The sequence below is a fragment of the Bacillus sp. FSL L8-0099 genome, from assembly GCF_038006385.1.
GTDB classification, from domain to species: Bacteria; Bacillota; Bacilli; order Bacillales; family Bacillaceae_G; genus Bacillus_A; species Bacillus_A toyonensis.
Window position 1 is genome coordinate 3,940,859 of record NZ_JBBOVC010000001.1, and the last position, 14,478, is coordinate 3,955,336.

The window sequence follows — 14,478 nt, forward strand, 5'->3', positions numbered from 1 at the left end:
TCTCTATTTCAGAGAGGTTTATTTTTCTCACCCATTTTTTCCAAATACTTCAACGCATCATCCAGCGTATCCACTGGTACAACCTTCATTTTTGTTTTAATATCTTTCGCAGCCTCAAGTGCATCTTTATAGTTGGATTTCTCCGCACCTTTTTCATTTGGCGCAAAAAACACCTCAGCACCCGCATCACTAGCAGCTACCACTTTTTGCTGTATACCACCAATTGGGCCAATTTCTCCCTTTTCATTAATTGTACCTGTTCCAGCAATTTCATGTCCTTTTGTTAAATCTTCTTCCACAAGTTGATTATATATTTCTAATGTAAACATTAAGCCTGCTGATGGCCCACCTATTTCATGGGAATCAATTTTCACTTTCGGATCTACTACTAACTCTCTTTCCGTCACGATAGAGACACCTATACCTACGCGGCCATTTCCATTAGGAATTGTCTTTACATTTAAATTTTCTTTTAACTGTTTTCCGCCTCGCATGTACTCAATATTTACTGTATCTCCTTCTTTTTTCCCTGTCATTTTCCCTGTCATATACTCAATAAATTGATCCGTCTTTTCGAATGTTTTTCCGTCGACAGCTATGATGATATCTCCAAGCTTAAGCTTCCCCTCTGACGGCATACCCTTCGCTACACCAGCAACTAATACACCTTTATTTTCAAAAGAAACAGTACGATTCGCTTGTTTATACGCATTATAAATTGCTGCATTTTGCGAGTCTTTCATTGCATAATTTTGGCGGAATTGATATTCTTCATCACTCTCGCCCCTTTGCAATATTTCTTCCGCCTTCGAAACATGTGTATATTTATTAAATTGTGCCGCTATTAAATTCACCACATTTGCCGGCCCCATCGAAACCGTTACAAGCATAAAATCACCAGATTCTTTTGTTCCACCCTCAACTTGGACATACGGCTCTAATTTCGCAGCCATTCCTGGTTTTGTTACATAGTACGGTAAACGCACATAAACAAGTAACATCGCCAATATCACACCTATTAAGATTGCATATATAAACCGAAAACGCTTAAACATTATGTTTCTCCTTCCACTGCTCAATTAATAAATAAATATTTGAAACATGTTTTTCTGCTTCTACTTCTCCGACTCGAATAATGTCTTCAATGTTTGTAAAAGCACGTGAACTAAATTGTTCCACAGCTGGTCGCATCATTAAATCTGATGCAATTTGCCGATTCATTACAAGCTCATGCTGCATAATTTCAATACTTTGCATAATTACATCATAAATAGATGTAACCTCACCATTCACCTTAATCGGAGATACATCAACAGCAATAACAATATCGGCACCTAACTCTTTTACAACCGAAACTGGGATGCGATCAATCACTCCACCATCTACTAATAATCGTCCATTTACCTTTTCTGGCACAAACACTCCAGGGACAGATATACTAGCCCTCACCGCATCTGCAACAGGACCACTTGTAAAAACCACTTTCTCCCCCTTCAATATGTCAGTAGCCACAACAGCTGTCGGGATATCTAACTCTTCTAAATTTTTATTATATGTAAACATTTTAATCATATCTTTGACACGTTTACCAGCAATAAACCCCATTTTTGGTACCGTGAAATCTAAATAGTATTTCCTCTTAAAAACAGTCGCCAATTTATACAATCGTTCAACGTTACAGCCAGCTGCATAAAATGTACCTATTAAGGCCCCCATACTACTCCCTGCAATCATATGAATCGGGATACCCGCTTCCCTTAAAACTTTTATAACGCCAATATGAGCAAATCCTTTCGCTCCCCCAGATCCAAGCGCTAAACCAATCTTCGGTTCTTTCATTTTTCTCACCCTTTAATTTTTTTCATCCCTTTTTCATACTTATGGTCTAAATTCACCACGTATCCACGTATACTGAAATGAACGTTTTTTGGGACAAAGGGGGATTTACTTACATGTATGAAAAATGGAAAACCGCTTTCCTTACCATATCAACACTATTTTTAACCTTTTCTCTTGTACTCCACCCCCAAGCTGCTTTGCAAGCTTCCATTCGAGGGTTAAATATATGGTGGGAAGTTGTATTCCCTTCACTATTACCGTTTTTCATCATTGCGGAACTTCTAATTAGTATCGGTGTTGTAAAATTTATAGGCGTTATATTAGAACCACTCATGCGACCACTTTTTCGCGTTCCAGGAATAGGTGGATTTGTTTGGGCAATGGGCATGGCCTCAGGGTTCCCTGCTGGCGCCAAATTAAGCGCTAGACTGCGAAAAAGCGATCAAATAACACAAATTGAAGCCGAGCGCCTCGTATCTTTCACAAACTCTTCTAATCCACTTTTTATTTTTGGAGCTGTTTCTATCGGTTTTTTCAATAATCCGAAATTAGGAATCGTACTAGCTGCTGCACATTATTTAAGCAACTTTGCCGTCGGATTAATAATGCGTTTTTACGGGCATAACACATCTTACACAAATGATAAACAAACTACTAAAAAACGTCCTTTTCAAAACCCTTTTTCAATCCTTCACCAAACACGCTTGCAAGAAAAAAGACCAATAGGAAAATTACTTGGGGACGCTATCGTTTCTTCCATTCAAACATTACTTATGATTGGCGGATTTATTATTTTATTTTCTGTGTTAAACAAAATGATTACTGTATTCCATATTACAGCAACTCTTTCTTTTATTATGCAACATATTTTATCATTCTTCCAACTAAGTACTGATTTTAGTATTCCGATATTATCAGGTATTTTTGAAATGACACTCGGAAGCCAAATGATTAGTCAAATAAATGAAACACCCCTTCTGCAACAAGCGATGGTAACAAGCTTCATTTTAGCATTTAGCGGCCTTTCAATTCAGGCACAAGTTGCTAGCATACTAGCTGAAACGGATATCCGATTTAAGCCATATTTTTTCGCACGAATTATCCAAAGTATTCTTGCTCCTATTTTTACGTTTATATTTTGGAAACCTTTTTATGAGAAAGTAAGTTCTTTCTCACCTATGGAAAAAGATATTCCCGTATTTTTATCCAATCATTCTTCTACACTACTTGAAATTTGGACATCTTTTGTACACTACGGACCGATTTTCACATTATTTTGTTTATACTTATATGTTATCTTATTGTTTTTACGCATGAATAAAGAAAAACCCCGTTCACTTTAACGGGGTTTGAAACTTTTCTTTTAAAGCACGCTCTACAATAGGAGGCACAAGATCTACTACACTTCCTCCATACCTCGCAACTTCTTTCACAATACTCGAACTTAAAAATGAATATTGGTTGTTTGTCATTATAAAAAAGGTTTCAATATTTTCATCTAATTTTCGATTCATAGAAGTAATTTGCATCTCATATTCAAAGTCAGAAACCGCTCGTAAACCACGTAAAATTGCATTTGCATTACGCATTTTTGCATACTCCACTAATAGCCCACTATGCGAATCCACTTTTACATTTGGGATATCCTTTGTTGCTTCTCGAATTAAATCTAGACGTTCTTCAACTGAAAAGAATGGTTTTTTTGATGAATTGTTTAAAACAACTACGTACACTTCATCAAACACTTTTGCTCCCCTTTTAATAATATCAAGATGCCCAAGGGTAATTGGATCAAAACTCCCTGAAGAAATAGCTATACTTGTCATTCCGTCTCCTCACCTTCATACTTATAAATCGATATTGCTGTAATCCCATAATTTTCAGCTCTTACTTTTACAAGATTCCCTATAGAATCAGGTAAAACAACATCATTACCATGCTCTGACATAATTAATCCATCTCTATGTAGCAATCCATGTTGATCCATCACACTAATCAAAGATACAATTTTTTGATCTTTATATGGAGGATCTATTAGTATAAGATCGAATGACATTTCACGCTTTATGAGCGCTTTCACCGCACGCTCTGCATCATTTCGATACACTTCAGCTTGTTCATGTATTCTACAACTTTCTAAATTTTGATGAATGACTTTTATTGCTTTACTATCTCGATCAACAAAAATCGCTTTTTCAATCCCTCTACTTATAGCCTCAATTCCAAGGCCACCACTACCGCCAAATAAGTCAAGAGCGGTACCACCATCAAAATAAGGGCCTATCATATTAAAAATAGATTCTTTTACTTTATCCGTCGTTGGACGTGTTGTATTGCCGGGAACCGCTTTAAGTGGGTGCCCTTTACATTTTCCTGAAACTACTCTCATCTGTTGTCACTACCTTTATTTCAATCTATCGAGCGCTTATAAAATAATTTCCCACTTCAGTAACCGCTGCAAAACTATATGTAACTTTCACCTATCCATAAGAAACTTTCTCTAAAAATAACCGCTCGTCATTTTTTATGTATTTATCTCGCCATTCGCTAACACAAACCCATTATGTACATTAATTCCACTTTCCCCCGCATTAACGGGCAGTAAAACTCCCAACTCAAAATTCGGTTAGAACAAAAAGTGAGGTGGGAAATTAACTGCCCGTAAACGCCCGATTGGTGAAGGCTAATAATCAGCGGGGATGCCCCCCACTGATTAAAGTTTCACTTTATCTTTTTTTATCCTATCATAAAATAAAAAAAAGAAAAATAAAAAGCCAAACATAAAATTTAAATTCATTATGTATATCTTCATTTAGATTGGACATAAATAATTATAACAACATCACCTTCGATGTTGTTGCCAACCGCGGAGAAGACTTACGTTTCCCCATAAGTTCTTCCTCCGGTTTCTCCTCTCCCTTTGCCTTCTTACTAGTACATACTAGTATAAGAAGGGCCCTGCTTTGCAGGGTTTTTTTTCTTTGTCTACTTTTCATTTAAAAAGTGAGATGGTACAGTAAAAGAAAGAGGAGGAAAAGATATGATTCAACGCTTTATAGAACTTGGAGAAGGCTACTCTGATTTATATGAATTACTTGAAATTGCCAAAGCAAACCAAGAACGTATAACACATATGTTACAATTTGAAACAATTAAAAACGAAAAGAAAGTATGCTCGCTTGTTGTAATATTAAAACCGACCACTACTGGTGATTTCCAGCCATTATACATATGTCGTGAAGGTATTCCTATGCCTGAAAATAAAAAAAGTAAACGTGTCATTTTATTTGAAGAAATGGCAGAAAAACTAGGAAAAAAAGTGACCACATTTACTGTAAAACCGTCCACAACTTTCCCAGAAAAAGAACTATTTTTCAATCATCTAATTGGTATTTTACGAATGAATAATTTCATTCCTCCAATGAAATAACACTTTATTTAAAGTAAAAAAATCCCACGCTAAACGTAGCAGGGGATTTTTTTACTTTAACTATAATCGTATTCTTTTGCCCGATCAGGACGGGAATTTTCAAATTCCGTTTTTAAAAACGGACGGTACGACTGTTCTATCTTTTTCACAAAAGGAAGTTTATTCAACTTATGCATCATATGCTCAATTTGTTCCATATCACAATATACAACGGCATATTTTAATCGTTTTGATATGTAATGTATGTTACCATATTTTCTTAAAATCTTGGCATGTTTCAATGAATGTAAATAAACAATCATACTTTGTCGTTGCCCGAACATAATCTTCTCCATCTTCTCCTTTTAAAAACTTATATTTTATATTTTTTGAAAACTAACCAGAAATTTATGACATAATGAAACAAACTCTGTATACGTTTTCTTACATCTTCTAAAAAACGGGGTATATCACCCCGTTTTTTTACAACCGCAACCTCCGCCAGTACCGCAACCTCCGCCACAGCCACCAGCATCGAAAAATGGATTTCCTGTTGGAACTTTAATAGAAGAGGATACCTCAGAACCAATTGCTACACTAACTTCATCTAATAACTTTTGTAAAGCAGTTTCTGCTCGTTTAAAGGTTGCAATCTTATCATGCAAGTCTACAGAACGCTTTAATTCCCTCATTTTTGTTGACACGATAGTATAGTCAGGATGGTATTTCCCAAAACGCTGCACTTCCTCATATCGTTCCTTCATCGCTGTAAATTGCTGAATTAATGTCTGAACTTCCACATCCTCATGCAATTCTTTATAACACTTACGATAATCTTCTGCTATATCTGAACAGATGATCGCTTTTGCAAGCTGCTCTGCCTTATCTAATATTAATACGCTTTCTAGCGTCGCTACAATCATGAGAGACACCTCCGAGTATTCATCATACCACATTTAGAATAGAACTACTAATTGAAGTGACTCACTTAAAAGAAAGATATGACTCTAACTATTTTCAAACAATCTCAGATACGCTTATACATTAATATGTCCCGCAATATTATATTTAAGAACATCCCATTCTCCGCCGTTTTCTTTCACATAACTAATACATGCATTTTTTAACGGGGTCTTAAACGTAATTTCATCTGGTGCAATTGCATGTAAAATAGCTTTTATCGCATGTGAATGAGCAACAATAATAATACGTTTACCAGAATGAGTTACTGCAACATCTTCTAAAGCAGCAAAGCAACGAGCTACAATTTCTTTATCTAACTCCATACCTTCTACTTTACCCTCCGCAATTAACTCTCTAACAGTCGCAACCGGCTTCCCTGAAGCTTCTCCAAAATTCCGTTCAACAAATCGTTCATCTAATAAAATGGATTGTAATCCAGCTGCCTCTGCGATTGCCTTAGCCGTTTCTTGTGCTCTAATTAACGGACTACTTATAATAATATCCCACGATTCTACTTGCAAAGCAGCCGCACTTTGACTCGCTTGCTTTTTCCCAACTTCATTAAGTGGAATATCTTCACGCCCCTGAATAATCTCTTGAAAATTCCAATCAGTTTGTCCATGTCGTACTAAACAAATTTCCGTCATGCTGCAACTCCTCTTTTAAATAATCCGCTTCTATTGTAACAAAAGTTCTGCATGACGGACATAGTTTTCCCTTCCAATTATGTCGTATTTTGCTGCTTCATATACTGAAACATATCAATCATGATCGAAGCAACCGCCAATTGATTTTGAAATTTTTCTACTTTATCTGGTATCGTTTTTTTGAAATGTTGCATAGCAGCCAGCTCAAAAGCTTCTTTTTCTTCAGGATTTCGGGTTAACTTCCTATACCAGTATGGCTGCTCCCTAATATAACGCGATAAGTCCTCATCAGCCTTTATAAACTCCATAAGTTCTTCTCTCATCATCTTTCCCCCTAATCCTTTTGAAAGAAAAATGGATTATTTTCTTTGGAAGTACTTTGTTCTTGTTGCGTGCGACTTCCTTGAAACTGTTGAATAACTTGTTGCACACTCCCGATAGCACTCGTCACATTAGCTAAATGATGCTGCATTTGTTCCACATCTAGCTTTTTAAAAAAAGAAAGCATTTGTCCCATCACATCAGCAGTTTTTTCCTCTTCAGTTCGATTGTCTTTTTCCTTCTCTTTTTTATTTTCTTTTACTGAAGAAAAGGCAGGCGCTCCATCAGGTCTATAAGTTGCCCATATTGGATCTTCCTCACCAAGTAAGTACCATTCTTCATAAAATTGCTGCCAAGTTTTTTGACCACTTCTAACGTCATGAACCATTTTAGGGTGATGGTTTACAAATTCTTTAAACTGTTGAACCGATGGATGTAACGGTCCTTTTGTTGTTGGCATAATCCTCACCTCTTCATGTATATCTACTTATATTGTAAGAAAAAAAAGGCGCATGGTTCGCCTATTTTTAGACGATTCATGCACCTTTTTTTACACTACTTAAAGTTTCACTTTATTTTCGAATAAAGTTTTGCGTATAAAATTTATCATATACCCCAACACCTAATCCGGTAAATTGTTCATTAAATAAATTTTTTCTATGCCCCTCACTATTTAACCAACCTTGTACCGCCGCAATTCCATCACTATGTTGTGCCGCTATATTCTCACCAGCAAGCTGAAACCCTACTCGTCCTCGTTGTAAACGATCTCCTAACGTACCTAATGTAGGTGAATCATGTGAAAAGTAATTATTGTCTTTCATATCTTTGCTATGTCCAATAGCAACATCTGCTGTTTGTTGATCCCACGTTAACAATGGTAGTTCATGACGACTTCGAATAATATTTGTTAAATCAAAAATTTGTTGCATATTCCCATTCTCTACTTGTTTCATCTTTTCTGGTGTTAATGGTTGTTCTGCTATTAATTCACCTGAATAAACAAGCTGATACGGTCTTTGGCGCAATAACGTTTCATCATCCATATAACGAACACCAACGAGTTCATGTGTGAAATGATCAAAATATAATTGTGCCCATCCATCTTCTACAGGTACTAACGGCTGTTCCATTACTTCTGTATCAGATAACTCAAATTGATAACTATTCTTCCCTCTTTTTAATGAAATCTCATGCGAGAGCGGATTCTTTTTGTATACATCTTCATATTTTTCATTTATATAATAAGGCGGTACCTTAACTTGTTCACCAGCAACATACGCTGTTACAATTTTACGTTCAGCAACTCCAAATTGAACGTACTGATTTAAATCTTGATTGTACACCCACCATTCATAACCGTAAGCAGATGGCTCTATTCGAGCTGGTTCTCCCCACTTTGCCAATAGATTTTCAGAATCTCCACCAATCATATTTAAAACAGTGTCTGAGGAGTCCTCATCGACTTGTTTTTTCTTTTTCACAATTTTATTTTCTTGTTTTGATTGAGATGGGGTTAATATATATTGTGAAACGAGTAATTTCCCGTATAAATCAACAGCTAAAATTAAAAATGTAATCATTACGATACGCAATAATTTCTTCAAACGATATACCTCCTGCACAAAACATAAAATTGAGATATACACAAATCCTTTTATTTCCTTTTTTGTGTGTACCGTACTCTTTTCACTATATCATATTTTCACAAAAAAAGTCTGGATTATCCCTTTTCTCTCAATATGAATTGCACTTTCTTATTATTCATACTATTATAAAAATAATGATGTAACATTAAAAAAGGAGGTATTATATGCAATTTACAAATACGAAATTTAATGGGGCCGTCGTTGATTTATCCCTTTTAACTGAGATTATGGAAAAGAACCATTTTGTACTAGCTGGACAGTGGGATTACGAAAGAGTTACATACGATTATAAATTTGAAATATTAAAGGATATTTATTACTTACGAGTGCGCGGAGTTGCTGTTGAAGGCGACATTGGCAGCAGACACGCTGAAGTAAAACTACTCCCTCCCTTATTAGGAAAACATTATTATCCTCACGGTGTTGAATATGGTGATGATGAGACTTTCCCAACAAATGTACTCCAAAAAAGCGAACAACTCCTACAAAATGTCGAAAAAGAGTTAAAAGAATTTCAAATTATTGAGTAAACCGAACAAGCGCATCAATATGATGCGCTTGTTCTATTTATCTTCCTTAAGAATGAATCGTCTTTTTAACTGGATACCCATAAATGGATCCATCTTTCACTTTAATCTCATCTTCCCAGGGAACCTTATACTTACCTTCAGCTAAATCTTTTACAAACGTATACGGGTTCTCTTTCACTCCACCAGGAGTCGCTACATATCCCCTTGAGCCTAAATTATATATATTATTTTCGAGCCCCCATCCTAATCTAGCCTGATCTGCTAGCTCTGGATATACTTCGGCAGTAACAATCTCCCAAGGGTTTCGGTGCCCCTGCACTAAAGTAGTCCCATCAAAATTACATACTTGTCCTTCACCAAAGTAATAAAATACACCATCATAACCCGCTAAGTTCACTGACAATGTATACATTAAATTTTGCCATGCATTTGAACGATTGGTTAACATCCATTGTTCACTAACTTGTGTGCTATATCCGGAAATACGGATCAAGACATTCGCACCTTTATAGGCTGCTTCACGGGCTACTTCAGGGAACATGCCATCATGACAAATACAAACAGCTAATTTACTCCCTCCAGGTCCATCACAAACAGGTAAGCCTAAATCTCCAGCTTTCCAAGGCTCGACCGGCACCCAAGGATTTAACTTACGATACTTCAAAATCATTTCACCCTGTGGATCAATAATAATCGCTGTATTATAAGGTTCTCCACCATCAGGATTTCTTTCCATTATAGAAAAAACACCATACACTTCAGATTCTTTACATGCCTCAGCAAATAAGTCTGTTTCTGGCCCAGGCACTGTACATAAAAACTCTTCTGTAGTCCATTTTTTTGTATTGAGCCCTTGTGTACTATATTCGGGAAATACTATTAATTCTAATCCAGGATAACCTGATTTAGTTGAATGAATTGTTTTTATGATTTGTTTAATTTGTTTATCAATGTCTGCACGTGACTCTACTACCGGTACTGGATATTGAATTAACGCTGTTAAAAAACCACTAATCGGCTTTACCATACTTCCGCTACTACCCATTTAAATTCCCCCTTAAAATAGTTCGTGTTTATTAAAGATAACAATATAAATTTGTAACTCTTTAAAAAACTTGCACTACATATGGAATTATTACACATGAAAGCTAGTAGTAAATTTTATATCCACTTTTAGTACAAGCCAACACTAACTTAACACTAAAAGATTGAAAATTCAATCTTTCATAAATACCTAAAGCTAAAACTAAAAAAAAAGAAAAAGAAAAAGCGTATGGAATCCCATACACTTTTTTACTTAGTCTGTAAATATGGCGGCAATTGTTGCAACTGTTCCTTATCCTTTTCGCGTTCTCTACGCGCCCATTTAAAGAATACATAACCGATAATCGTACCGTACACTATTTCCTGGACAATTTTCATAATGATACCGCCCGTTTGTTGGTCTTGTACTACTGGCATCCAGTGCAAAAATTCTGGTCCAGTTATATTTAATTCTGATAAAGTTCCCGCAGGTACGCATAGTTCCATCGCTTTCATCCAAGCAGCTGAATCCGTATACGTTGCAAATAACGGTGCAGTTGCAAAAATTATTAATGCACAAGCTGGCGTTAATAATATACCGTTAGCAAACATATAACCAAGTTTCTTTATATCACTTAACGTTTGATATTCTGGTAACGGATTTAACATCGGCCACCACATCATGATTGCCGAAAAAAATAATATAGCGAGGCAAATCGGATGGGCAATTTGGCTTTGTTTTACTGCATCAAAAACAACTGGCAAATGATAAAAAGAAAACAGTCCATTAAATACAAACAATGCAATAAGCGGTTTAGCAAAAATTTTCAACACAATTTGAACTAGCTTAAAAGAAGTAATATAACGATATAACCAAACTGGTATACCAAGTAATAATAAAGGCGGAACTGCAATATACATGACTGCCATTTCAAACATATGTGCACTAAATATAATATGGCCAATTAAATCAATAGGTCCACCCTTTACAAAATACAAAAGAACAATTCCAGACGTAAAATAAAAAATTTGCTTTTTACTTACCTTCGTCGCATTTTCAAATCGAGTTCTATATGGTCCAATAATTAAGAAGTATCCAATAAGAATCGAAAGCATAAATAATAAAAAGAATGGACTCCATAAAGCTTGAAAGCCAAATATCCATAAGTTACTCATTGTCACCCCCACCTTCCTAATGGTTATCCTTCCACATAATGTGAAGAGGGGGCTGTGACAACACAAGCCCCCTTATTCTTCACTTTTCAAATCCACACGATTGTCATAAAAGCTAAAATTGTAATTAATCCTATTAACAGGCCAGAATACAGAAAGAAACTTGCAGCCTCATGCCCTTTATGGCTCATATGCATAAAATAATACAATTGAAAAATTACTTGCACCACTGCTAATAGTAAAATAAACGGAACAGAGAAGGTTGGACTAAAAGTTTTTGGATATGCTACCGCTACAAATGCAACTAATGTCAGGAAAATCATTAGCGCAAACGTAATAACTTGGTGCTTCATCTCCTCTGCACTTTTTCTCTTCCGATAAACAAGATCCACCTTAGGATTATTTGTTTGTCTTATCGCCATTGTTTATCCCACCATTCCCATTAAATATACTACAGTGAAAATAAACACCCAAACTACGTCAATAAAGTGCCAATAAATTGATGCAACATAAAACTTTGGTGCGTTGTATAAATTTAAACCACGCTTCGCATTTCTAAAGATTAATGTTAAAATCCAACACAATCCAAACAATACGTGAAGTCCATGTGTACCAACAAGAGCATAAAATGCAGAGCCAAATGCACTACTTCTCATAGTATGCTTAAATTCATGTGTATAATGATAAAACTCATATATTTCAAATCCCAAAAACCCTAAGCCAAGCAACACTGTTACAAGTAGCCAAAGTTGCATTTTCTTAAAATTAAAGTTTTTCATATGGTACATCGCATATACACTCGTTAAACTACTCGTTAATAAAAGCATCGTCATAATGAAAACGAGCGGCATTTGAAACATCTCTTGAGATGTTGGTCCACCATTTGTAGAGTTTTTTAATGCCAAATATGTGCCAAACAAGGAAGCGAACAATACTGTTTCGCCTCCAAGAAATAACCAAAAACCGACAAACTTATTTTTCCCCTCAAGGGTTGCTTTTTCAGGCTCTGCTGGAAATGTTTCATTCGTTAATTTTTCATCTACATGCATTATGCCTTGCCCCCCTTATCCTCTAAATCTTCCTTATGAATATGATATCCATGATCATCGACTACTGAACGAAGGAACATTGCGCCAAATGTAATGATTAAACCAATAATTGCTACTAATAACCAGAACTTATCTTTTCCACCTTGCATATACATTGCACCGAATGCCGCTATGAATAAGCCTAGAGAAATGATAAATGGTGAAAATGAAGCATTTGGCATATGAATATCACCAACTGGTTCCGCCGCCGTCATCTCTTTATTACCTTCACGTTTTTCAATCCAAAACGGATCTAACCCGCGAACAAATGGTAATTGTTTGAAATTATATTCCGGTGTAGGTGCTGGCATTGTCCATTCTAGTGTACGTCCATCCCATGGATCACGACCAGCCTTCTCTTTTGATACAGTTGTTTTTATTACATTGAATAGAAGAACAATCGTTCCAAGAGCCATAAACACAGCTCCAATAGAACTAATCATATTCCCCATTTCCAATCCTTGCCCCTCAAGATATGTGTAGTAACGACGTGGCATACCAATCAATCCAAGGAAATGCTGAATAAAGAATGTTAAATGGAAACCGATAAAGAATAACCAAAATGTTATCTTACCTAATGTTTCATTTAATATTTTATTAAACATCAGTGGCCAATAATAATGAGCCCCTGCAAGTAAACCAAATACAACACCACCGACGATTACATAATGAAAGTGCGCTACTACGAAATAGTTATCATGAAATTGATAATCAGCTGGTGCAGATGCAAGCATAACGCCTGTAACTCCACCCATTACGAATGATGGAATAAAAGCTACCGCCCACATCATCGGTGTTGTAAAACGAATACTTCCGCCCCACATTGTAAAGAGCCAGTTAAATATTTTAATACCTGTCGGAACCGCAATTGCCATTGTCGCAACTGAGAAAATAGCATTTGCAACTGGACCAAGGCCAACAGTAAACATGTGATGCGCCCATACCATGAATCCTAAAAATCCAATTAATACTGTCGCAAACACCATCGATGAATAACCAAATAATCGTTTTTTCGAAAATGTCGCGAAGATTTCTGAGAATATTCCGAAAGCTGGGAGTATAAGAATGTATACTTCCGGATGACCGAAAATCCAGAATAAATGCTCCCATATAATTGTGTTCCCACCTAATGCTGGATTAAAGAAACTTGTTCCAAATAAACGATCTAACATTAAAAGTCCTAATCCTACAGTTAACGGCGGAAAAGCAAATAATATAAGTGAAGATGTTACAAACGTTGTCCATGTAAACATCGGCATACGCATATACGTCATTCCTGGCGCACGCATATTAATGATTGTAACAAGGAAGTTAATACCTCCAATTAATGTACCAATACCTGAAATTTGCAAGCCGAGTACATAAAAATCAACACCATGGCCTTTAGAAGCTAAAGCTAATGATGCATAAGATGTCCATCCTGCATCAGGTGCTCCACCTAAAAACCAACTTAAATTTAAAAATACTCCACCAAAGAAAAATAACCAAAATCCGAGTGAATTCAAAAACGGGAACGCTACATCACGCGCACCAATTTGAAGTGGCACGGCGGCGTTCATAAATGCAAACACGAGTGGCATAGCTGCGAGGAAAATCATTGTTGTACCGTGCATCGTTAATACTTGATTATAAGCATCCCCAACAAGAAAAGCGTTGTTAGGAATCGCTAATTGAAGGCGAATAAATAGTGCTTCTATTCCGCCTATTATAAAAAACAATCCACCTGCAATTAAATAGAGAATGGCAATCTTTTTATGGTCTACTGTCGTTAAATAATCCCATATGACAGCACCCATCCCCTGTTTTTTTGCTACAGAGCTCACGTTTTCAACCTCC

Annotated in this window: 18 protein-coding genes; 3 read left to right on the forward strand and 15 right to left on the reverse strand. The window is 36.1% G+C overall.

The window, feature by feature from the left end; genetic code table 11:
• Positions 1 to 8: 8 nt before the first annotated feature.
• Together MHH42_RS19800 and MHH42_RS19805 are read right to left on the reverse strand one after the other, a co-directional pair.
• Positions 9 to 1,055: a SepM family pheromone-processing serine protease gene (locus tag MHH42_RS19800; RefSeq protein ID WP_340893938.1), complete on the reverse strand. Its 1,047-nt coding sequence runs from the start codon at positions 1,053 to 1,055 to the stop codon at positions 9 to 11.
• Positions 1,048 to 1,839 (reverse strand): patatin-like phospholipase family protein, encoded by a 792-nt coding sequence (locus MHH42_RS19805; protein WP_000662585.1) that lies wholly within the window; start codon positions 1,837 to 1,839, stop codon positions 1,048 to 1,050. Before MHH42_RS19805 ends, MHH42_RS19800 begins: the two co-directional genes overlap by 8 nt.
• Before the next feature lie 113 nt (positions 1,840 to 1,952).
• Here MHH42_RS19805 and ylbJ point away from each other — a divergent pair, with 113 nt between their 5' ends.
• Entirely contained in the window at positions 1,953 to 3,182 is a 1,230-nt protein-coding gene (gene ylbJ, locus MHH42_RS19810) for a sporulation integral membrane protein YlbJ (RefSeq protein ID WP_016109036.1), read from the forward strand.
• Here ylbJ and coaD read toward each other — a convergent pair.
• Both coaD and rsmD read right to left on the reverse strand, forming a co-directional pair.
• Complete coding sequence (gene coaD / locus MHH42_RS19815) at positions 3,174 to 3,665, reverse strand: pantetheine-phosphate adenylyltransferase (protein ID WP_000200597.1); 492 nt, start codon at positions 3,663 to 3,665, stop codon at positions 3,174 to 3,176. The two genes, ylbJ and coaD, sit on opposite strands and share 9 nt — an antisense overlap.
• Complete coding sequence (gene rsmD / locus MHH42_RS19820) at positions 3,662 to 4,228, reverse strand: 16S rRNA (guanine(966)-N(2))-methyltransferase RsmD (protein WP_001266984.1); 567 nt, start codon at positions 4,226 to 4,228, stop codon at positions 3,662 to 3,664. The genes coaD and rsmD overlap by 4 nt, the downstream gene beginning before the upstream one ends.
• Before the next feature lie 651 nt (positions 4,229 to 4,879).
• Here rsmD and MHH42_RS19825 point away from each other — a divergent pair.
• Positions 4,880 to 5,269: a DUF7147 family protein gene (locus MHH42_RS19825; RefSeq protein WP_000616007.1), complete on the forward strand. Its 390-nt coding sequence runs from the start codon at positions 4,880 to 4,882 to the stop codon at positions 5,267 to 5,269.
• Positions 5,270 to 5,325: 56 nt separating this feature from the next.
• Here MHH42_RS19825 and MHH42_RS19830 read toward each other — a convergent pair whose 3' ends face one another.
• From MHH42_RS19830 to MHH42_RS19855, 6 genes are all read right to left on the reverse strand, one after another.
• Positions 5,326 to 5,592 (reverse strand): YlbG family protein, encoded by a 267-nt coding sequence (locus tag MHH42_RS19830; protein WP_002093356.1) that lies wholly within the window; start codon positions 5,590 to 5,592, stop codon positions 5,326 to 5,328.
• Positions 5,593 to 5,718: 126 nt separating this feature from the next.
• Complete coding sequence (locus MHH42_RS19835; protein ID WP_000634357.1) at positions 5,719 to 6,171, reverse strand: YlbF family regulator; 453 nt, start codon at positions 6,169 to 6,171, stop codon at positions 5,719 to 5,721.
• 114 nt (positions 6,172 to 6,285) lie between these two features.
• Positions 6,286 to 6,858: a histidine phosphatase family protein gene (locus tag MHH42_RS19840; protein WP_000134951.1), complete on the reverse strand. Its 573-nt coding sequence runs from the start codon at positions 6,856 to 6,858 to the stop codon at positions 6,286 to 6,288.
• A 77-nt stretch (positions 6,859 to 6,935) separates the two neighbouring features.
• Positions 6,936 to 7,181 (reverse strand): YlbE-like family protein, encoded by a 246-nt coding sequence (locus MHH42_RS19845; protein WP_001206442.1) that lies wholly within the window; start codon positions 7,179 to 7,181, stop codon positions 6,936 to 6,938.
• Between the two features lie 11 nt (positions 7,182 to 7,192).
• Positions 7,193 to 7,639, reverse strand: coding sequence for a YlbD family protein (locus MHH42_RS19850; protein ID WP_001143329.1), 447 nt, complete (start codon positions 7,637 to 7,639; stop codon positions 7,193 to 7,195).
• Between the two features lie 112 nt (positions 7,640 to 7,751).
• Positions 7,752 to 8,786 (reverse strand): CAP domain-containing protein, encoded by a 1,035-nt coding sequence (locus MHH42_RS19855; protein ID WP_000735382.1) that lies wholly within the window; start codon positions 8,784 to 8,786, stop codon positions 7,752 to 7,754.
• A gap of 206 nt (positions 8,787 to 8,992) precedes the next feature.
• Here MHH42_RS19855 and MHH42_RS19860 point away from each other — a divergent pair, with 206 nt between their 5' ends.
• Positions 8,993 to 9,358 (forward strand): YugN family protein, encoded by a 366-nt coding sequence (locus tag MHH42_RS19860; RefSeq protein ID WP_001160935.1) that lies wholly within the window; start codon positions 8,993 to 8,995, stop codon positions 9,356 to 9,358.
• Positions 9,359 to 9,404: 46 nt separating this feature from the next.
• On the opposite strand, the gene MHH42_RS19865 is transcribed toward MHH42_RS19860, so the two are convergent.
• From MHH42_RS19865 to ctaD, 5 genes are all read right to left on the reverse strand, one after another.
• Entirely contained in the window at positions 9,405 to 10,403 is a 999-nt protein-coding gene (locus MHH42_RS19865) for a formamidase (protein WP_000535796.1), read from the reverse strand.
• Positions 10,404 to 10,651: 248 nt separating this feature from the next.
• Positions 10,652 to 11,557 carry a cytochrome c oxidase assembly factor CtaG gene (gene ctaG / locus MHH42_RS19870; protein WP_000069007.1) on the reverse strand — a complete coding sequence of 302 codons (906 nt, stop codon included), beginning with the start codon at positions 11,555 to 11,557 and terminating at the stop codon, positions 10,652 to 10,654.
• A gap of 86 nt (positions 11,558 to 11,643) precedes the next feature.
• Entirely contained in the window at positions 11,644 to 11,976 is a 333-nt protein-coding gene (ctaF, locus tag MHH42_RS19875; RefSeq protein WP_001007827.1) for a cytochrome c oxidase subunit IVB, read from the reverse strand.
• A 3-nt stretch (positions 11,977 to 11,979) separates the two neighbouring features.
• The gene (gene ctaE / locus MHH42_RS19880; RefSeq protein WP_000557861.1) at positions 11,980 to 12,603 is read right to left on the reverse strand and encodes a cytochrome c oxidase subunit III; all 624 of its coding nucleotides are present in this window, start codon (positions 12,601 to 12,603) and stop codon (positions 11,980 to 11,982) included.
• A complete protein-coding gene (gene ctaD / locus MHH42_RS19885; protein WP_170957719.1) occupies positions 12,603 to 14,438 on the reverse strand; it encodes a cytochrome c oxidase subunit I in 1,836 nt (611 codons plus the stop codon). The genes ctaE and ctaD overlap by 1 nt, the downstream gene beginning before the upstream one ends.
• Positions 14,439 to 14,478: the final 40 nt, after the last annotated feature.